General features: G+C 57.0%; 1 protein-coding gene (only partly in view). It reads right to left on the reverse strand.

Translation table 11 applies throughout. The annotated features are described in order from the left end of the window. Positions 1-23,644, reverse strand: part of the annotated coding region (locus BM035_RS01685) for an LEPR-XLL domain-containing protein (RefSeq protein WP_139216006.1) (this coding region is incomplete at its 3' end). Its footprint extends 16,378 nt past the window's final position; 23,644 of its 40,022 annotated nt are in view.

Raw genomic sequence — 23,644 nt, forward strand, 5'->3', positions numbered from 1 at the left:
GCCACGTCTGTCGTTTGTGTCAGGGTCACCCCGTCCGCAGCCACCTGATGGACGTTGATTGCATCCAGACTGCCCAGAATCAGGCTGTCGGTTTCGGCCAGGTACAGACCTTTCGCCCCGGCAACTTCCGCTGCCAGTCGGTTCACCGTGGTTTCCAGAGCATCGGCCCCGGTACCAGCGCCTTCGTCAGCGCCATTGCCGGTCGTGACCAGGCGCAGCTCGTCCGCTGTCACATTCACGGCCGCACCGTTGGCGTCGCTGATGCTGCCCGCCATCAGGCTCACACTGCCACCTGTGCTCAGCGCACCCAGCGCCAGCGTCTCGGTCGCCACATAACGGACGTTACCGTTGCCCGCAGAAGTGACCGCTTCCCCGGCCATCGCAATGGCGTTTGCCTGCACATCAATGGTGCCCGTGCCCGAGGTGGTCAGATCACCCGAGTTCGCCTGGGTCAGCGTACCCGTAGCCAGCAGGCTGAGATGACCGCTGCCGGCATCCAGCTCCGCATTCAGCGTCAACGCACCGGTAACATGCAACCGAACGTTACCACTACCCTCGGCCACCACGGCTGCACGGCTGTCTGAACCCGCATTGAGGGTCAGGTCACCACCAGTCACGAGCACGATCGCACCCTCCGAGTCCGTGGTGGTCCGCACGTCTTCCAGAGCGCTGTTCTGATCAGCAGTGCCCGCCTGGGTATTCACACGGCTGACATTGAAGTCCACCGTATCCACCATCAGGGCATCGAGCTCGGTGACGAACACCCCACCGGTGCCCGCACCGGCCGCCAACCTGCTCACCTCAGTCTCAAGGGCGTTTGAGCCACTACCCACGCCGGCACCGGCCTGCAGGATCAGGTCGGCTGCCGTGACATTCACGCTGTCGTTATCGTCGGCATCAACAATCGAGCCCGTTGTCGCCAGCACAGCAACATGGCCGCTGCCGGCACTGATGCTGCGCAGCGCCACCGAATCACCGGCTTCCACACGGGTATTGCCATCGGTACTGGTGATACCGGTACCTGCGGCCATGGTGACATCGCCGCCGGCCAGCAGATCCACGCTCTTGCCCGCACCACCGGCTGTGATACCCGCGTTCTGCAACAGATCCCGTCCGGCATTCAGACTGATGTGGCCGCCGGTGCTCGATACCGCGGCATTCAGCACCAGATCAGACTCCGTGCCACCTGCCTTCAGCAGCAGATTGCCTCCCGCCTCAATACCACGGTCATTGTTGTCACCATCACTGACAGTAATGGTTCCTGTCGAAGTCTGGAAAACCAGGTCGCCAGTGCTTACAAAATCACTTTGAGCCGAATCGTTACTGCTGCTTACCGTCCCATCACCAAGAACAAGGCTGGTAACAATATCCGGCACCTGTGAAACGACAACCGTATCAAGTTCATTGACAAAACCACCGCCAGAACCAATACGACCGCTCAGGGTCTCCACCGAGGTATGGATGTGGTTTTTACTCTCACCAAAACCACCGTCCGTCGCCGTCACCTCAACCCTCAGCGACTGGGCAGACACATCGGTTTCTGCGTTATTGTCAGGACCACTGTCCGTGATACTGCCCGCCACGAGACTGATCGCGCCGGCAGCACTCAACGAACCCAGGCTCAGATTTCCAGCCGATTCGAGGCGAATATTCCCGTTGATTGCCTGATTCAGGGAGCCATCGTCCATGATGAAGTCACCACTGGCCACAGCATTGATATCACCAAGGTTCGTGGTTACGACTGCGTTCTGACCGTAAGTCAGATCGGCACCGGCCAACAGACTGATATGCCCGGCCGTATCGACTAATCCATTGACACTCAGATTTCCGGTTACGCTCTCCAGCCGAATATTGTCCATATCACCAGACGTAACCGAAGCATCCAGGGTCAGATCGCCCGATATGCTGCGTAATATCAGTGCACTGGAACCTTTCTCGATGGTCAGACCCGGCAAATCGCGAGGCTCCAGAACAGATTCAGTTTCTGTAGAGCCATCTGTCTGAACCCGGTTAACGGTGATGTCCGCAATTTCGCCCGCGGTCAGATCCGACATTTCATCAATAAAGATACCGCCCGTGTCGGTCAGTGCTGAAAGAGTTGCGCTTTCTATACCGATGGCGGCATCGCTGACACCAATATCTTCGGATGCGTATAGGCTCAGCTCGCTTGCGAAGATTGCCGGCGAGGTTGCTGCGCTCTGATCAATGATGCTTCCACCTTGTGCGGCCAATGAGACTTGTCCCCATTGGACCTGGCCAGCCAGGCTTCCTGCACCGCGATCCGACTCCGACCGAGCATCGATTATGCCTTGCTGAACAATATCCCTTAGAGCCTCAACGCGGATGTTGCCCTCGTTACTCTGAAGGCGCGTTGTAGTCACGACGCCACCCAGCGCCTGCAGTTCAAGAGAGGCGTTCACGCCATCGGTGCGTACTTCCGAAGCACTGCCAGTCATGGTAATCAAGCCCGTGGCAAATGCGCTCACATTGCCCGAACTCGTGCTAAGCGAGTGGTTGACATAAAGATCACCGGAAACGTCCAGCCGGACATTACCACTGCCACCGGTCGTAGCGACCGCGTGATCCAGCGTCAGATTCCCGTCAACAAGCTCAAGCACCACATCACCGGAACTACCGGCAATCTGTGAAGCCCCCAGGGTGATCAGATCATCCGCTTCCCGGACAAACAGACCACCGCTCGCACCCTCGCCCGCTGTCGTCGTATTGCTCGCCTGAATCCCGGCAATGCGGGTCTTGAGATAACCGTCCGCCGCCCCGATACCCTCACTGGCCGACAGCACCACGTCCGTCGAACCGCCGTCCAGGGTATAGGCACCGGCAAAGTCACTAACCACCCGGATTCCGCCCGATCCATCATCATCAGCATCGGCCGTCAACGTCATGCTGGTCGTCGCATGCAATGCCGCCAGATCAAGATGCCGGTCCGCCGACAGTTCAATCTGCCCCGTAACCGCTCCACCGGCGCTGGCATCCAGCAGACTGTCACCCGACATCCGGATATCGCCTCCGGCGGTCAGAGCGATCACCCCGCCCCGGGTCTGCAGAGCGGTACCCTGAACAATGTCCTCATTACGGGAGGTCAAAGACAGAGTGCCCGCCGATAACGTCTCGATGGTGCCGGTACCCAGCGTCTCAATGCGCTGGCCAGCGGCCAGGGATATCTCACCGGACACCGCCTGAATCCGCTGCGCCACCGTGATGCCATAGGCATCATCATCCGCCTCGGTATCTGCTTTTGCCTCAATGGTGATATCACCCTCGATCGAGGCACTCACCACACCCTCACCGGCTGCGGCAATGTCGAGGTTGCCACGCTCGGTGGTGATGGTGATATCGCCACCGGTCTCACTCAGCTGCCTGGCATTGAGCACCGTCAGATCACCGCTCACCCGGGGGCTGCTGCCCGACTCAAGGCGGTCATCCACCAGCGATTCACGACCCTCAAAATTGTGGATCACAATGTTGCCCGTGGTACCGGCATTGACCACCGCCACGGTGTCAATCTCCAGGTACGGCAGGATCACACCCTGCCAGGCACGGGCCTCCAGATTCTTCACCCGGATTGGTTCATCGGCCTGACCATCACCCAGAGCCAGCGACGCATCGCTCGGGTTCTCCTGGGCAATCCGCCCATTGAGTGAATACAACTGGGCATCCAGCGCATCAATGCGGTTACCAATGCTGATGTTGCCAATGGCATCCAGCTTCAGATCGCCACGGACCTTGAACCACCGGTCCTTGAACTCGCTGTCCTCGACCACAATACTGGCGCCATAAACCTCCAGGTCCGTATCCACCAGGAAATCGCTGGAACTGTCAGAGCCGTTTACTCCGACCGTAATACTATTGCCCGGTCGATTAACCGCCCGCGCGTCCTCAAAATCCGCGCTTCCGGCACCCGTCGGCGCAGTGAACTCCACGACATCCAGTCTCGGGCCCTGACTCAGGATAAGTTTTCCGCCATCCGCTGAAGCTTCATATACAAGCCCCTCAGTCTGCGAATCAAAGGCATAAGACACGCTGGCAGTGATCTGGGCCGCCAGTTGGGTGGCGAGATCTTCTAGGCTATGTGAATCCTCAGTCACAGAAACCGTGTAACCCACACCATCGAGGGTCAGGGTGTAATCTCCTGCTTTCGCCAGATAGCCATCGCCATCCACCGCAAGACCAGAGAAGTCCACCACTCGTTGATGATGTCCCACCACGAAACGGTCAAAGGATGCATTATTGATACGCGAGAGCACGGAGTTCGAAAGATTGAGCGTGGAAGCCGTTCCCTGAACGGTGCTGCCCAAAAGTACGGGCCGGTTATCACTGGTCGGGCGCACGATGAACTGCGAGCCCGCCTCATTGGCCTGAATCGCATTATCCGAGAGCAGACTCACCGCCAGGGTGTCCGTCTCCAGCAGAATATCGCCACCGCGCCCGTCGCGCTGGCCGTTCAGGTTCACCTCACCACTCTCGAATACGACCGATTCCGCGCCCCGGATAATCAGGCTGCCGCCCTCGTTCAGGGTAATGCTTTCCTTGAATCGGACCTCGCCACTGGCATTGATGATCAGATCACCGCTGAGAACCACCGACTTCTCGAAAAGAACGTTCGTCGCATCCAGAATAGCCAGCTGATCCAGAGGCTTGACGTCCACATTGACATCACCCTCGCCTCCGATGTTGCCCTCAAACGTGACCGACCCGGCTGCCTCCAGTTCCAGTCGGTTAATGTCTGTACTGGTGGCATTAGCATTGATCGAGCCGTTGCCCTCTGAACCCGGACGGACGGCAATACTGCCCGCGGATCGCAGATGGGCATCGCCGGTAACCACAATCGAGTCTTCAATGAGCAGAGGCCCATTGGTGGCTGTCACGCCCTTGTCGTTCAGGTAGGTTGTATTGCCGGATCCACGAATGGTCACCGAAGGCGCAGCGAGATTGTTATTGACCATAATCTCGCCGCCGGCACCCGGCGTGCTGACGGTCAGGTTATCCTTGAACTCAGTGTCCCGGTTGATGGATATGCTGTGACCACCGCTCTCGCTGCCTATAACAATATTCCGGAATCCATCCTGAAGCTTGTTCAGCTCGCCGGACTTCAGGGACAGTGTTCCTTCATGATCCTCATCGCCACCGATGGAAATGCTCTGTGAGCTGTCTCCGGGCCGGATCGAGAGGTCCGCATCAGCACTCCGGATGTCATTATTGATGGTCAGCGAGTTACCGACCAGCACAATATCCTGACCGGCTGCGTCGATTGGCGCAGATATGGTCTGTGCCGCACCACCAAAGTCCAGATTCGTAAGATCAGTAGAACCACCTCGAGTACCAGAATTGGCCAGTTCGGTTCCTCGCAGCGTAATCAGGGAAATATTCGCTCGGGATGCACTCTCAACGTTTACCAGACTGGTATCAATAACCAATGCCAGGGGGCTGGCAAGGAAACCTACCGAGTTGTCACCGGTTTCCCGCATGAAATAGGTATCGAAGTCGCCATCATTCAACACCCCACCATCGGTCGCCAGTTTACGGCCAATTTCACCCTGTGACTTGATCACAACTTCGCCGGTTGTTGTGTACAAAAGCGGCGCTGAAGCCACACGAAGAACCAGACCGTCCGGAACATTCCGAATCTGGGCGTTAATGTCTGTAGCCGCGATATCAGAGCGGAGTGCGCCTTTGCCTGTTACAGCAATGGCGGCCAGTCCCGCACCGCCTGAGAGGCGGATCACTGCGCCATCAGAAGCGGCCATATAGCCCGGAGCACCGCTGTTAATGGCTTGTGCCAGGCCGCTGGCAATGTCGGCCAGCACTTCGTCACCAGTGAGGGCGGCCGAATAGTTAGCCTGGTAATCAAATACCTGACGGCTATCCCCAATTGTGACGGCCACCCGGTACGTCGCGCCACGATCTTCAGGCTCAGGAGCCAGTGACGACAGATCGATAATCCGTTCATCAGTGGCCAACGCGCCAGGTTCACTCACGACAACCTGACTGACTCCGGCAATCTCCGTTGTCAACTTGCCTTCGCGAATAACCCAATCAATCCGGCTATCAAAAGGTTCGGTCGAGACACTGCCATCAGACAGTTCGCCAAATGAACCATCCTCACGCAACCAGCCGGACTGAGCAGGATCCACAAGTATCCTGCCCTGAGGTGCCTGCAGTGAAATATCGCCTTCACCGTTAACGAAAACACGGCCCGAGAAGGTAACGTCACCATCTTCCGTAGTAAGGGTAACGTCGCCCCCCTGGGTGAGGATATTTCCCTCAACCAGAATGGCCGAATTTGGCGCACCGGCGTAGAGAACAAAATCGCCCCTCTCAAGCGAGACATCTCCTTCAATCACCACAGCACCGCCAACGGTTTCAAGACTGACATCACCGTCTTTCTGGTCGATCGATTCGATGATCATGCCTCCTGTATTCAGAAGGCTGACAGCGCCAGAACCGCTATTGAGCAATTGCAGTCGCCCAAGCTCCGTGGTCAACGGGGCAAGTTCTGATCCAATACCTGCGCCGGCATCAATGATCAGTGTCGCCTCAGCGCCCGCCGTGATCGCCGTTCCACGTTCAAGCACGTTGGCAATCGCACCGACAGCGCTGATGCGCAGATCGACATTGCTTTCGGTCACCAGCTGGGCAAGCGCCATATCTCCACCGGAGACCAGCTTGAATGCACCGGAACCCGCATCCAATAGCGTCGCATCCCCAAGGATCAGATCACTGCCACTGGTAAGGTTAAAGGCACCACTGGCGGAACGGATGCTGGCGCTATTGTTCAGAATCAGATTGCCGCCCGCTGTCAGGTTGATGGCACCAGAACCACTCGCAACATCCTGGTTCAGTATCAACGATCCGGTGTCACTCTCAAGATTCAGCTCTGAGCTGCCATCAAGCGACATCAAAGCATCAAAACGGATATCACCCTCACTGGTCAGGGCAATGTCAGCCCCGCCATTGTCAAGTCGTGATACAACCATCTGCCCGGAACCCAGGTTACTGAGCGAAATGCTTCCTTCGGTCTGGACACTCAGGTTGCCGGTATGGATCTGGCCGCCCACCTCTCCGCCGGCCAAAATCTGCAGCCGTTCAACCATAGCCGGTGTATAGCCGGCGTCTGCGCTGAATGAAACAGAGCCTGTGGCGTTAATGGTGACGTTTCCGGCATTGCCGATAAACTCGCCAATGGAGACGTTGCCCTCCACATTGATCGTCACGTCGCCACCATTCAGGTTCAAACTGGAGAGATCGAGATCACCTTCCTGAATGATCTGAACATTGGCATCGGCTTTGGACAGGTTGATGATCAGTTCATCGACACTGGAGTTCAGTGAGAGCTCGCCCCCTGAAGTCAGTTCCAGCTTGCCGGCACTGACAGTTCCGCCCAGCGCCAGAGATTTACCCGCCGACAGCGTAACGGTACCGGTGCCGGCATCAAGTGGGTCAACGATTACCAGGTTCTGATCTGAAGAAAGCGTGACAGTGCTGTCACCATCGATCGGCAGAGAAACCACCGTGAGGTTGCCCTCCACGTTCAGGCCAAAGTTAGCCTGAGGTGTCGGCACATTGAGAACGTAGTCACCTTCGATTGTCGGTACGACGACCGCCTTGTTTTCCGTCCGGGCAGTCACCGTGACCCCCTCCCCGGCGACCTTCGAACTGAGCGTCAGCGAATCGCCACTTCGCTCGGCACTAACACTGCTTCCGGCAGTGATTGTCGAGGCAAGTGCATTCAGTACATCCGTTAGCCCGGCGTCCTCCGATAGCCCAACGGTAACCCCGGGCCGAACGGAGAAATTCGTACCGTCGATACGGACAATGTATTCAAGGTCCGAGGACACCGATCCACTGAATTCCACCGATGTCTGCTGTTTCAGCGCAGTTGAACCTTCCTGCAACTGCACTGAGGCAACAGCTGCCGCCTGATCACGTATCTCGGTCAGCGACACCTCAGCTGCACCTTCGGAAACCGTAAACGGCGCATTCAACTCATCCGCCGTCAGCTGCAGCCTTGCCAGCAAGGAGGACTGTTCGTTGCCATCTGCATCAGTCAGGGTATCCGAGCTGACCGCTTGCGCCGTTAATGGGAGAGAAGACGAATTGATCTTGACTGCCAGCGCCTCAACGATCGGTCTCAGCAGTTCATGGTTTTCGGGCTCCCCTGAAGCCAATTCATACGGTACACCGTCAACTACAACGGTCGTTGAACCGCCGTCGGAGCGGATAGCGTCTACCTCCGAGGTAAACTGCTCTCCTGCAATTGTTACGCTGTACCGCATCCCGGCGCGAGGCCCATCGGTATCGGCCAGGCTGAAATCAATCTGGCTGACCTGGCGGGCATTAATACCCGCTCGCTCAAGTTCACCCTGACCACTGTCAACAACCACATTGGTATCATTCACCGAGGCCGCAACAGACGGTAAAGATGCCTCCAGCGAGTTTGTTCTGATCACCAGGCCGGCGTTGTCGGTATCTACCGTAACGCCCAGATCAGTCCGGAATTCCAGCAACCGCTCCTTGAATTGCTCCAGCAACATTGCCCACGGATCCGAACCATCAACAACAAACTTATAGACGCCATCATCGGTGGCTATGTCCAGGACAAACAGCGCCGGCTCACGATCAGTCAGCACAATATCAGTGATCTGGGGTGCGCCACCTTCTGCGTTCTGTACGTTATCGATCAATTCGCCGTTGAAGCGGACCGGGCTCGCAGAATCACTGACAATCTGCAGCACACTCTCAAAGCGGCCATCAATCTCGACATACTGTGCACGCAGGAACACATCACTGTCTTCTCCCAGAACCTCGTCAACTTGGCGCTCAAACTCATCCATTACCAGTGCCCAGGGTGAATTGACAATCGCATCATTCACCAAGGGTACTTCGATAACAGTATCCCCCAGAACCAGCGTATGCTGGCCGGTGGGCATGACATCAGCCTCCCCAAACTGGACCGATGCGACGTCAGGCGACACATCGCTCACCTCAAAGGCCTGGTCGTTCTCCTCACCGGTCAGGATGAGCGATTTGCCCGACTTATCGATCGTCGCCCTGACATCTACGGCTGAACTGTCATTCACCTTGCGGCTCAGCTCGTTGAGCAACAGAGCCCATGGATCTCCATCCACCTCGGCAATTGTTGCTCCATTCAGAGTAATTCTGTAGCTACCTGAGGGGGCAGATCCGGAGTCGTCGAGCTGGATTACACTTACCTTGGAGCCAACGGGACTCAGCGAAGCAAAAGCGTCGAACGGACTGATTTCCTCCTTTTCCTCGGTGGTCGTACCATCATCCGTTTCAACCTCAACTTCAACAATTTCAACCGTCCGGACGTTCAAAGTGCTGCCATCCACAGAGGCTTGATAGCCAGCATTCCGATCGACCTTCTCCGCCAACCCACTCGCAAGATCTTTGACACCATCGCCCCGCGAAGCTGTGTAGGTAAAGCTCGTGTCCTCGAGAGTTAACTCATATGTGGTGCCTTCCACAACCTGCACGTTGCTCAGATCGAGCGCTCCAGGCGTGGCCACCAAGCGACCGGCTGCCTGCTCCGTTCGAATCGATCCCTCACCGGTCAGTACCAGGTTGAAATCGACGCCATCAGGTCCGGTAATTACAAACTCTCTGTTATCTATGTCCGCTTCAATGCTGAAGTCGCTATTATCAAACGCTGTTGCCAGTTGATCTTCCAGATCCGCGGCCAGGAACTGCCAGAGTTTGCTTCCATCAGCCCTGAAGCGCTCCCCATCAATACTGAATTGATAGATGCCATTTTCAGGAGCACTTCCTGGCAGGTCGATGATGGTAACCTGCGGCTGCGCACTCGTGGCGTTCTGAGTCGGCAAAGGCCCGGACAAAACGGTCAGGTCCCTGGCAGCCTCAGTTAGTACGCTGAACGGGAGATTTTCCGTCTTCGCAGTCAGAGTCAGTCCGGCGCCTTCCGACGAGGACAGTGCCGTTACCAGCAACCCGGGCTCTCCGGCCGACACAGCCGCGCCCAGATCGGCCAGAAGCGATTGCCAGCGGCTGGCAACCGAACCGGATGTGTAGTCAGCACCAAGGACCTCATAACTTCTCACCGAAACCGGATCTTCATCAGTTTCGTAAAGAACGATCCCGTCTTCAGTGCGAGTGGCGTAGTCACCAATCTCAATGCGGTAGGTTACGCCGACCTCAGGACCCGCTGAAGTATCAAACAACACCTGCGAGACCTGGGCAGAGGGCGCCTCAGCAATGGACACAGGCACAGATCCGTCATTCAAAACCGCCGAACTGATTTCCGTGACCACCTCTCGGCCAACTGACAAGCCACTGATGGCATAAGCGTTGCCCTCGGTGCTTTCCAGTGTTAGAGAGCGGTCAGCCACGTTAACGGTGACTGATAGGTTGTCAGTACCGGATTCAACAGCAGATTTGAGGCCGCCAAGAACCGAGGCCCAATCCGCCGTTATGCCATTTTCACCAACAGTGATAGCCACCTCAGTCGGCGCCTTTCCAGTCTCGGTGATTACGGCAGTGAAGCGCATCTCTGCCTCAAGCACCGTATCAGCGAACCGGATCAGATCCTGCTGCAAACTTCCGGAACGGGCCTCCTGTAGCATTTCAACATCGGCGCCCGCTACCGCTGTCGAGCTTTCGAACACGTCCCGCTCAAGTCCGGAATCACTTGATCTAGCGATATCGGCAAGCTGTTTGGTACCGGTAGCCGTCTCTTTCGTGAAGTCAACCTTGATACGATCGTATGGGGCCGTCGCGTTTTCGATCGTGGTGTTATTTTCCAGCACCAACAGCGACTGCTCCAGCTTGCCCCGAATCTCCACCGAGTAGCCGTAAAGGTTCGTGGTTGTCGCGTCACCGGTGTTAACGTCGCCCGTGGAGTAGCGGTAAACGTCGATCTTCTCATCCGCTGCCAGAGTAATATCACCAGCCTGTTTAAGAGATCCAAGATTCACTGCCGTTTCGACACGATCAACCGTCAGATTCCCCAGACTTCCCAGGAAAATATCCTGACTGTCGGTGGCAACTGTGCCACGAACGAACGACCGAACATCCCTTGCCAGAAGGTCACCACCGGCTGTCACCTCAATGCCGCCGTCGCGCGCAACTACACGCTGCAAATTAAGGGCATCGGATTCATTCAGAACCAGTTGACCGGCGGTCGCACTGGCGAAGCCGTCTGCCTCCATATCAGCGCTGGTTTCCGCCAGCAGAACATCTGCTACCAGGGTATTCAGCTGGATGCCACTGGCTGACCGAACATTCAACCCGTCGCCAATAAAGACCGAGCTCGAGTCTCCCGAGATGGAACCAGCCCGAATCGTCAACAGACCATTACCGCTGTCGGATACCGGCGCCTGATTCGCTGCAACCAGTGCCCCCTCGGCAATCAGATCACCTCGGGTCGTAATGGAGACATTCTCCGCCTGGTCGAAACCGGTTACGCCGCCAATAAAGCCAGTAAGATTGAGATCTTCGTTCAGATCGATGGCAATATTCTGCTTCGCTCTCAGCTCGAACCGGTCTGCCAGCAGCCCCTCGGTCTGAATGGTCAGATCACCGCCGGGCTGACGGGCCAGCGTTTCGGTCCGCCCCGGACGGTCCAGGCGCTGGATAGCCTCAAGTTGTCCCTCGGCCACCATCACAACGCTGCCGATCGATTTATTGGGTCCATCCCGGTGAGCGATGTCGCCATCAATCCGGATGTTGGTACCCGAAATCAGTTCAACACGCTCGGAAGCCGTCAGCGATCCGGTAATCGCAATGGTCCGGGGCATCTGGATAATGATGGTATCGGATTCCAGATTACCGGGCAGAAGCGTCGTCAACGCTGGATCGGCAGGCGTTTCATCCGTTGACACAAAGTCAGGATCCGGTATGCCGAACCGGAAGCCAGGAATCGGCGGCGTATCCGTTTCGACGTCGTAATTGTCATAGTCGAAATTGGTGCCGATCCGGTACTCGATAAACTCCGGCGCATTAAAGAATCGATAGGACGTCAGTGCATTGCCGGCTGAGAACCCGATTCCGCTGGTAAAACGCAGACTGTCAGTACCGTCAGACCCGGTAATACCAGTGAATTCTGTAAATCCGGTCGGGGCTTCCACGCGGATGTTGCCTTCGAGGCTGCCGAGGCGAATCTGATCAGACTCAATCACCGAGTCGGCCAGTACCTGTAAGGTGCCCTGGGATTCAATATCCACAAGGGTTTCGGCACCGACCGATTCAATCACCAGACCCGGCGATGCGGCTTCAAGGCGATCCCGGTCCATGATTTCCACGCCACCGGCATCCGTTCTGATACTCTCAATCCGATTGAGACTGGTCACCAGTCCAGTCACACCGTTCCCTGCTTTTGCCGTGAGGTGATCAGCAATCAGATTCAGCCGGCTGGCATCATTGCCACCAACGATGGCATCTGCCGCATCCAGAACCACACGGCCTTCTGCAATAAATCGGGACTCGGCACCCTCAAGCTCGCGGATGTTGACCCGGACAAGTTCTCCGGATTCCGCATCCAGCTTCTCGACGGACAGAGTACCGTCTTCATTTTCATAGTAGCGGCCAAACTCAACCCGGCCGACAACGATATCGCCATCGGTGGTGGTTACATTCAATTCATTGGCGACCGCGCGGCCATCAATGTCCCGTTCCGCGGACGCCAGACGCACCTGGTCCAGAACAACCCGGCTGTCTGAAGTAACCGTCAGATGCCCGTCACGCACATCCACCTGCTCCAGCGTCAGGGCTTCCCGCTGACGTTGGTCAAGAACAACATCTCCGGCTTCGGTGGTTTCCAGACGCAGGTTGTTGGCTTGTGTGATCAAACGGATCTCACCGCCGGCTCGCACGTCCAGAGTGTTGGCCTGCACTGCATCACCGGACTCTGCCGCTGTCCTCATCGTGACTGTACTCTGGGTTCGCAGGGTGACATCCCCTCGGCCGGCCGTGCTGACCTCTCCCACAGTAAGCGCGTTAGCGGCGCCAATGGTGCGGATATCGATACTGTTGCGATTGCTGACGCTGAGCGTCTTCACCTGGCTCAGCGTCAACGCCCCTGCAGCCTGCACCGTAATAGCGCCATCGTTGGCCCGGATGTCGGCAAGATCTGCGTCCGAAGCGATGATCAGATCAATGTCACCACGACCGGTGGAGGCGATGTTGACTGTGCCCACCTCCAGGTTGATGGAGTTATCCCCCGACTCACTTCCGGCAATCGCAATATCCCGTTCCGCGGTAACTGTCAGAGTTCCGGTCTGCACACTGCCGCTGTCAAAGGTAACTCGACCAGCCACCGCCGAAACGCCCAGACTTGAAGTAGCGGTGAGCGCATTTTCAACCAGGGTGATATTGCCGCCATACTGACCACCGGTCAGAACAATGTCCTCGGCGATGAGACGGGTCTCAAAGTCGGAATTGATCGAACCGCTGCCGCCGGGAGCAAGTGCCAAAACACCTGCCCTCAGGTTCAGTGCCGACCTGGCTTCAAAGGCGCCACTCAACTGCAGTTCGCTGCCAGCCTCGACCGTCATTGAGCCCGCCGAGGTAAATGCGGCAATCATATCACTCGCGCTGGCCCGATCACCGTCGCCAGAGCCGCCAGGCGCCTGGGAGAGTGCACTGCCAAGGTTGACCACTCTGCCCGCACTCACGGAGAATTCGCCACCAGCGTCAGTCACCCGAATATCCGCCGCATCACTGACGGTCAGATTAACCCCCGCGTGCAGGGTCAGCCGATCACCGGCGGACAGTTGTGCCAGCGATGGCAGTTCTGCTCCTGCCGCCGCCATGCCGGAGACCACAAGGTTCTGTCCGGCGCTGACCGCAAGGGTGTCATCGGCAGAAACCACGCCATTAATGGACGTATTGCCGCCCGAACGAATCTCGATATTGGCCGCATTCAGGGTCTCGCCATTGAATCCGCTTCCCAGGGCAGCCAGGGTTTCATAGGTAACCTCGGTGACCAGGCGGGTCTGCGTTTTGGTTTGCGCCTGTTTTTCCCAAACCGTGCGGGTCTCTTCATCCCGCACTTCTCGTTCGTAGGTAACTTCTTCAAATATATCGACGTTGTCGAACACAGGGTCAGCAAAGCTGGTCCAACTGAAGCTCTGATTGGTTCTCAGATCAAAAATGGGGTTCCAGCCCGATTCCCAGTCGTAAAGGTAATCCTTGAAGGTCTCGTAAACGTTCCTGTCAACATCCCAATAAGGCCGGATTTCGAAGATTGCGAATCGCTTGGAACCAGTGCTTTCATCGTTCCATTTACCGCCGCCGTACATTTCAACAGCACGCTCATCGCCACCACTATTATTGGGTTCTCCACCATTCCAGCGGGTATAGGCCAGGTTGCCCGATTTTTTGGCTCCGGAGCCGTTCTCTGCATAGGCAAAACCCAGGCCTTTTGCGTAATAGGCGAAATCCCCGCCCTTGGATGTCCGCTGGATGCCAATCCATTCATACTTGCCCGTCAAACGCTCGATGGCAGCATTCTGAACACCAGTCGTTGGCCACGCCAAGTGCACTATGATGTCCGGGTTAGACACAAGCCGCAAAAACTGCTGGTAGTTGTACGCAAAGTTGACGTGGCCGTAATAGCTGTCGTTGGTCTCGCGACGGAAATAGTCCCGCTGGTTATAGCCATCCCGTTCATAGGCCACCAACTCATAACTCGTGGAGACAGGACTGCCCCCACCACGAATCGACAGATCAGCCGTCGTTTCCAGGAACTGCTGATCCGCCGTAATGAAACGGTCGAAATCAAAGTTAACCGAATCGTAGGTGACACGGGCATTACCATCGTCATCAATAATGAAACGATAGCCGCCGCCTTCAATGGCTTTGTATTGGGCATTCTGACCGCTTACGCCATAACTTGCCTTACCGCTGCTGTCCCAGTGCCAGTCCGGCATCCTGCCCATGAACACGGCACTCTCACCGGTGCGAGAATCAATAATCTCGAACTCCCGCTGTCCGCCCTCGGCATATTTTACCTCCCAGCGCGCTGGGCTATCGTCAAAATCATTCCATTGACTTTGGGGGTTCGGCCCCTCCCAGTCGTTACCGTAAACCGATGCATCACCGTAATTGGGCTCCGAGTTGAGTTTGTACCGATAACTGTCGTCCGGATCTTCGGACGAATACTGAGTGGTTCCCTTTCCAGTCTCGATGTAAGCGGACCGATCCTGTTCGTATTTGATGGTCGCCAGATCACGATACTGACCCACGTAGCTATCGTAGGTGAACGATTCGCCAAAAGAGCTGACCCGCTCGACGTCATTGTTGGCCCCTTCGGGCATAAGAACATAGCGGTCACGCCAGCCGGCAACATCTACGGCATAAACCGTCCAGCTATCCAGTTCCAAACGATCGGAATAGCCCTTACCGGCTGATTTTCCAGCATTGTACGCATCTGCCCAGTCGGGGGTCCACGCTTCGGTTTTCACCTCAATGCCGCGGGTCCTTTCAACTTGGGCATTGTTGTAACTGAAGTCGTAAAGATTTTTATAACCCAAATGATTCAGGACAGCGGCCTTGGCGTCCGCAGTCAGATCCGAGAAATCCTGATAATCGTCATCGGTGTAGTCGCTGGTCATGGTCACGTTGATGCCATAAGCGGACCAGTCGATCACCTTATCGTTGTCGAACGTTGTGCCATGAATCGCCAGGGCATCAGACGAATTGAAGTAATCCACGCCCTCGATCAGGAATTCCCGGAACCGAGCATCAGCGTCGGCATTTGGATTCCAGTAGCCAATCTGACGAAGATCGACATTCATTTTGTATACGTCATTTCCGACCTGAACCAGCTCGGTACCTGTCTGCTCTTCGAGGGTGATCGTTTCCCAGGTAATCACCGGGACCTGAACAGTATCCACTGCCACCAACTGGTACCCGACAATTTCTTCATAGGTTTCGGTCCGGGTCGTGTATACCGGCACTTGAATAGAATCCGGTTCGGAGATGACCGGATCCGCATCCAGCGTCACGTTGCCTCCTGCTTTGACCACCAGATCATTGACCGCTGAGAGAATAGCCTGGCCGGTAACAAACACATCGCCGCCGCTCAGCTGAGACTCGGCAATATCACCTTCGAGCCTTTCACGAGACCAACGGCTGTCAACGCCGGCATTCAATTCGATCCGGTCATCGGACGTCATGAAACCCTGGGTGCGTAAGGTCTTGACAGCATTAATCAGAATCCGGCCATTCTGGTTGCCGACAGGATTGTCATCATCGCCGGTCAGACCGGCATTGATACGACCATCGACTGTCATGTCCTGTGCAAACAGGTGGACCAGCGCATCGGCCTGAATGATGGCAGCCAACTCGTCACCGGACTTGGCTGCCACATTCATGGCTTCACGGGCCTGAAGGTAAATCGAAGAGTCCTCTCCGGTTGCCCACACCCGGCTGCCTGCCAGAACATCAATATTGCGGCCCGACATCGCCACCGAATCCCGGAAATCCACATCCCGGAACAGTTGGATATCACCGGTTGTGGAGGTGATGGTCAGATCACTGATCTTGCCCTGGCCAAGCTCCTGCTGCCCGACAACGCCCCGAACCACGATGTCACCGGTCGCGGTCAACGTCATGGCGCCACCACTGGCAGTATCCAGGGTGCCACCGGATTCATACTCGTTGTTGTCATCCAGCACCAGGGTATCCACGAGAATGGCAACACCACTGCTGTGACTGCCAGCCGACACGGTCACATCACTATCGGCCGTCACCAATCCGTCAATGATCACCTGGGATTGGGACTGAATGCTGATCGTTGATCCGGTGTCCAGAGCTTCGACCGCAGAATGCAACTGAACCCGACCTTCCGACTGAATCGTAATCGTACCGGGTGCCTGACCTGGTATCGGTGTCAGACCGACATCATCAAAGCCGGCCGCATTGACTGCCAGAGTACTGTTTTCACGCTGCCACATACCCAGGTCGGTCGCTGACCGGCCAGCACTTACACGGATATCGCCCGTCGCCCGTACATCGGCACCGGAGTTTTCGCTACCCATGGTCACAGAACGCTCTGAACGAAGATCAATGCGACTGGCGCTGCCAGTCCAGCTGATACTCCGGTCATCTGCATCAAATTCGGCACCCGCCAGCAGGGCACCAGCCAGGAACAACTCCGGAGCCTCGATCAACAGGCGCGAGTTGTGGTCAGACACCCCAAGCTGAGAGTCGTCCGCCAACACCACACCCTGGCCAGATTCAATCACCACGTCCGATCCGGACTGAACAACCACGGCACCGCTTCGAGTTCCGACCGAGCCCATGGTCACCGCACCTTGGGCAAGCATGCTCATACGCTGGCCTGTCGCGGTCAGTAACTGGGCATCGAACACCGCAATGTCGGATCCGGCGGTAATGCCAACAGAACCGCCGAAGCGATTGGTACCGCTCAGTTCTACCGATGCCTCCGCCGTCATGGTCACGTCACTCCGGAAACTGCTTCCGGACCCACTTTGCGTGCCCATCACACCCGCAAGATCAAGGTTCCTTCCCGAAAGGTTCAGAAGCACCGAACTGAAAAGCCGGCCGGACTGGGCATCCAGAGCCAAGGTTCCGTAGTCAGAGACCACATCCAGACGGTAAGGCACACTGGCATCCGGCTCATCGTTCTGGATGATTTCACCGACAACATTGTTGATCTGAACGTCGTTAACGCCACGGATGTCGATAAAACCATCGCTGCTGAGTACCGTAAATTCAGCGGTTCCGTGCGTTACCAGGCTGGTAGCGCCAGCTTTCTCGAGGCTGCCTGCCTCGATCACAATGCCGCTGCGCGCGATCAACGATCCATGAATATCAAGGCGTTCAGCCGCCCTGATCGTAATCACCGCATCGTCACCCCGCGCAACCAGATCCCCTCTCAATGTACCGGAGGCGCCGAGGTTAAAGTCCACATTACCCGTCAGGGTTTCCAGTCGCCCTGACGCAGTCAGTTCCAGGTCCTGCGGGGCCACGGTCTGGCCGCCGCTGGAGAAATTGACTGAATCGTGGGCACGCACCCAACCGGCCACGGTTATCTGGCCGCCTTCACTACCTTCGGATACAAAGTTCACCCGGGAGCCGGCTGCACTGGCATCAACCGCATAGAAGGTATACGAGGACAGATCCCGGGACTGCAACTGCCCCAGACCCAGCATCTCTGTTACGTTGGCACTGGTGCCACCGGAGGCCACCTGAGCCAGTTTGAAGTTGACCTCACTGGTGAACAGCAGGCGACTGTCATTCAAACGGACATCGATGGCATCGGTTTTAGCGGTACTGTCGGAACCCTCGACCTTGAACTCGGTTTCTGCAATCGCAGCTTCCAGATCGGCTGCCAACTCAATCAGCCCGCCAGTGCGCTGTTTTGCCGCCAACTCCACCACACCAGTCAGGGTTTCCGTGCCCAGATCGATGGTCATGGCCAGGCGTACAGTCTCGCTCACGGTTCCACTGGCATACTGGGCAAAGCCATTCGCCAGTACCTGCTGATTCCAGGCCGGTGTCATCAGTTCAACATCGCCGGTACCACGCAGGTTGATCTGGCTGTTCGGGCGCAGCGTCTTCAGCTGCGCTGAACTCAGCAACTGAAGCCCGGGATCCTCATTGGTACCGCTGGCATCCCCAAGCCCACCACGCAAATCCAGCAGGCTGCCGGCGGTCAGGTCGCGCCCGACCTTGAGCTGGCCCTGGGCCGAAATCAACAGCTGTGAATTACCCTCACGGAAATCAACCAGTCGACCGAGCGTGAAGCCGTCTGCATCACGAACACGGGTCACATTCGCACCTGCCGCAATGACTGCACTGGCGGTGGCATTACTGGCCGAGCGGATATCGATCACGCTGGCCGCGCCGTAGGTCGCCACAAGGGCCGATCCTGGCAAGCGAACCCCAATCCCCGATTCGTGGGCTCCACCACCAATGTCAATGCGGTCTCGAGCCCGGAGCGTGCCGCCCACCTCAACCGGCTCGTTATCAATGTTAACCGTACGCCCACCCAGCCAAAGCTGGCCATCTGCCTGAACGCTTAACGTTCCTGACTCATCGCTCCAAGTGACCACATCATTACGGCTGGTACCACCGGCCAGAATTTCACCCATCAACTGGGCATCACCGCCGGTCTCCAGGGTGATCGATGAGCCACCGCCGTCTGGCGTCACCGCGCGAGACACTATCCCGGCCGCAGTGCTCAGCACCAGTGTCGGCCTGTTGCTATCAAACCCGGCTACGGTGCCACTGCGAACGGTAATATCGCCCGACGCCAGCACACTGTTGGTCAGCATCAGCTGCCAACCCGCCTCCAGGTCAATCTCCGAGCCCGGGCCTGCCCAGACGACACCCTCTGTATTGCTCTGACCACCGGCGACCGCACCGGCCCCCATATAAACGTCTTTACCGCCCCTGACCACAATGGACGTACCCGCTTCCAGGGTCTCGATCCTGGTGGTCTCGTCCACCCAGACACTCAGGTGATCAGCATTCGCGCCACCCAACTGGGTGCCATCCAGCGCCACACCACCCAGCAAAGTCACATTGCCGGTAACGTTCATGGCGCTTGCAACATAGGTGAAACGGTCTGACTGCAGGGTCAGGTCCGAGCTCGCGCCCAACAGATTGATATCGCCACGGACAATAGTGTCTTCAGCCCCCTGCACCACAAAATCCACGTTGTCGGCAAGCGTGGTCAGGGTTCCGGTGAGCAGGAAACCGAAACCACGTTGTCCGAACAGCTGATGGACTTCGCGCAGCTCGATGCTGTCAATAATGCCATCGCCGTCCGGATCGGCCCCGTACACCATGTAACGATTGCTGCCGTCGCTGACCACCCAGCGGTTGGGCGTTGAGCCCTCAAGGCCGGGCACCGTGGCATTGGTGTAATCCACGCCCAGGGTAAACGCCGTAGCCAACGGACGATCCTGATCGTCCGCATTGAAATAAACGGTGTTTTCATAGGTTTCAAAGCCGAGCTGCTCAGCCACATAGCGCTTCTGAGCCAGGCTCAGATCCTCAAACGCAGCGTCGGCCGCTGGCACAGCCACCAGCTCGCTCCAGGTAACCTGGTCGTTCTGGTAGTCCTCGCCTTCGGTGAATGACAGCGCAAAGCGGCTGGATGCGGGCTCATCGGCCTTGAAGTAGACCACGCCCCGGTATTCGTCGTAGCCCAGGTGCAAGGCCACCCGTCGTTTCTGCTGGTCGTCAAGATTTTCGAACGCTGCGTCCGGATCCGGTGCGTTCAGTCCCCAGTCTATGTCTTCAAACGCGTAATCCGCGTTAGTGCCTGTACCCTCAATGAAGGCCTCACGCCACTGTTCCGCTGCGTCAGCACCCGGGTTGAAGTACACCGTACGGGTGAATTCACTGTATCCGAGGTGTCTTACCACGGCCTCCTTTTGGGCATCATCAAGGGCAGTCCATGGAACTTCCTCCCCGGGCTCCGATGCTCCGACCCAAAGGGTCGCATTGGAATAATCCGGCGCCGGTCCTGTGACCAGTTCACGAACCAGACGCTGATCTCCCGACGCGTCCGGATTGTAGTACCAGTCGCCTTCCAGCAGGTCATAACGAAGGCTTATGGCAACCGCCGCTTTCTGTTCGGCCGAAAGCTCCGCAAAAGGGGTACCCTCGGCCGGTACCGCTACCTCGCCCCAGAAAATATCGGCGATGGTATAGTCCAGCGGCGCACCCTCTGTCAGCGTTTCCAGATACCGCTCACTCTCGGGTTTCTGGTCGTTGAAGTACACTTCCACCGCCGGATCCCACTGGTACCCGGTCTGCTCGAGAACAATCGTTTGCTGGGATGCTGTCAGAGCGTCGAAAGGGGCACCGTCTGCTGGGGCTGGCTCACTACCCCAGGCAATGTTTTCATTCTGGTACTGGGGAGCGATTCCCGTCCGGAAATCCGTGACAACCTGCTTACCTTCAGGCGCTCCCCAGTTCACATACACGGGTCCGCTCACCAGGGTGTAGTCGCCCTCAGTGGGCATGGGGCCCTGCGTAAAGCCGGTCACCAGCTCACCGGTTTCCGGGTTGTAAAACACCGGGCCGGTTTCCTGTGTGCCATCCGGCAGAATCACAGGGGCACCTTCAACCACCTGATAGCCCAGAGACTCGGCAACCCTGGCCTTATCAGCTTCGGAGAGATCGGCAAATTCGGTAAACACCCCAACGGTCTCGACACTGAAATCGGCCGAGTCGGAATCCAGAGACAGGTTCTCCGCGCGAATTAACGCGAGAATCTCTGCCGGGAGTTCACCACTGTTCAGACCATTGATCAGGTTGTCGTTGATTGAAAGTGTGGTTTCTGAAAGCGTCCGACCGAGGATCTGGTCAAAATACTCCTCGTGACCCCGCAGCGAATCGCCGTAGTTCAGGTTCATGTTGCCAGCCGAGGTAAGCGCGCCACCAATCAGCAACTCACCATCTGTGTCGATAGTCAGGGTTGCACCGGTTCCGGAGATCCGGGGCGTCTGGGTACCGTTTACATCCACAAACTCGGCACCGGAGGTTACGGCTGAGCCAACATCCATGTGAAGGAACGTTTGCGAATTCAGATTGATGGTGCTGTTATCTCCCCGGGTCGCCAGCACTGCAGCATCAAGCACAGTCAGGCCGGTTCCGGCACGGATATCAATGGTCGCGCCATCGGCTTCGAGAATAACCTCGGTGCCGATCCGAACCGCCTGGTTTGCATCTATCCGCAGTCTGCTGCTGTCTTCGTAGGTCTCGATCACGCTGCCGCGGTCAGCCACCAGGCTTACCGGGCCTTCACTGTAGGTTTGCAGGGCACCACCACCATCGGTCTGGTCAATGACAATATCAACCAGCCGATCGGCTTTGATCCAGCCACCGTGAAGCATCTGTTCCGACACAGTCAGATAGACCCGATCAGCGGTAATGCCCGAATCCGAAGCACCTGCCGGCCCGTGGACGTTGGTCCGACGAATCTGCAGCGATTCACCCTCTACATGGATATCACCGGTAGCCCGGACATCGCCGACAACCTGCACAAAGCCACCTTTCAGGACGGCTTTGTCCCGCAGTCGGGCATCAAACGTCGTCGGCGCTACGGCAAACTGGCGTTGGCCTTCGAAGTTGCGGATGCCCGCCCCGTCACCATCCGTCTGCAGCACCATGTAGGCGTCGAACGTCGACTGCTCAAGGTCGCCGATGGTCATCCGGTTGTCCGCAGTCTGATGGCCAATCTTCACCACGGCGAAGCCGGAGCGAAGGGCGTCCACATCCCGCATGGACAGGTTGAGAAAGCCCTCATAGTCCCGGGTGGAATAATCCATACCAAACCGGGTCTGCGCGGCGGAGCCGATCCGGTAACTTCCGGATTCGCTGTTGCTCCGGATGATCAGTTCGCCCGAACCCTGCACGGAATCCGTGCCGGCTCTCAGATCGATATCATCAGCATGCAGAACAATGGCACTCAGGCCAGAGGTCCTGATGACCCCGCTGCGATGGGTCAGAGTACTGCCCTCGGCAGCCAGGCGCAGATCAAGCACGCCGCTGGCAGCGATCAGTCCCCCTTCCCGGTCATCAAAGCCGAAGTAATCCGCAATGGCCAGATCATCCGCTTCACGGACAATGACATCGGCATGGTCAGATGTGCTGCTGTTCACAACGGTCAGAACTGCCACATCGGTGTTCAGCGTGCCGATCAGGCCCCGGCCGTATAGGGCCAGCCGCCCCTCCGGAGCAGTGAAGGTCAGGTCAGTAACATCAATGGCGCTCTGATCGTTGATCAGCGAGAGGCCACTACCGCCCCAGGTATTGTCGAGCGTTGAGGCGTTACGCAATACGGTGGCATTGGAAGAGAGGTCTTCCACATTAAGCATGTCGAAGTTGTTTTCGAGGTTGACCGTCAGGTCGCCGAGGGCGAAGGAGCCGGCACCAATTTCCACCGCCTCACCGGCGCTGTCGATGTCAAGCCAGGCCTGGTCGAAACCATCATTACCGACCAGCGTATGAGTACCGGCGGCATTATTAATGAACACATTGGTTTCGCCATCACCGGCATAAACCGTGTTCAAGCCATCGCCGTTGAGTTCCACCACACTGTCACCGCGGCCCAGAGTGATGTTGTGAACCCCGCCGGCGTTTACGGTAACCTGGTTATCACCGTCACCGGCATCGATTTTCTTGTTACCGGACGAAGCCACGATGATGCGATCATCACCGTCAAACGTGATGATTTCGTCATTACCCGACCCGACCCGGATGATCTCATCCGCGGCGCCACCAAGGTAACGGTTGTTTCCGTCGCCAAGGAACACTGCCACAGGATCGAAGTCAACGTAGTTGAGATCCTCATCGTAGAAAGGCTGGGCCGATTTGTTAATGATGTTGTTATTGCCGGAGCCGGAACGGAACACACTGTTGCCCGCGCCGCCGTATACATTGAGAGTGTCGTCGCCATCGCCCAGATCTATGTCGAGTCGTCCGGTGGCACCGGTCTCGATCTGAACAAAATCATCCCCTTTACCCATGTTGACGTTCAGGCCGGCAGTCAGGTTCGGGTCGACCATTAAACTGTCGTTGCCATCACCAAAATTACCGACAATCGTGTCTACACCACTGAACGTCTGACTGAAGCCAATCCCTTCAACAGTGACCGACCCGCCAC

The sequence above is a fragment of the Marinobacter sp. DSM 26671 genome, from assembly GCF_900112835.1.
Lineage (GTDB): Bacteria > Pseudomonadota > Gammaproteobacteria > Pseudomonadales > Oleiphilaceae > Marinobacter > Marinobacter flavimaris.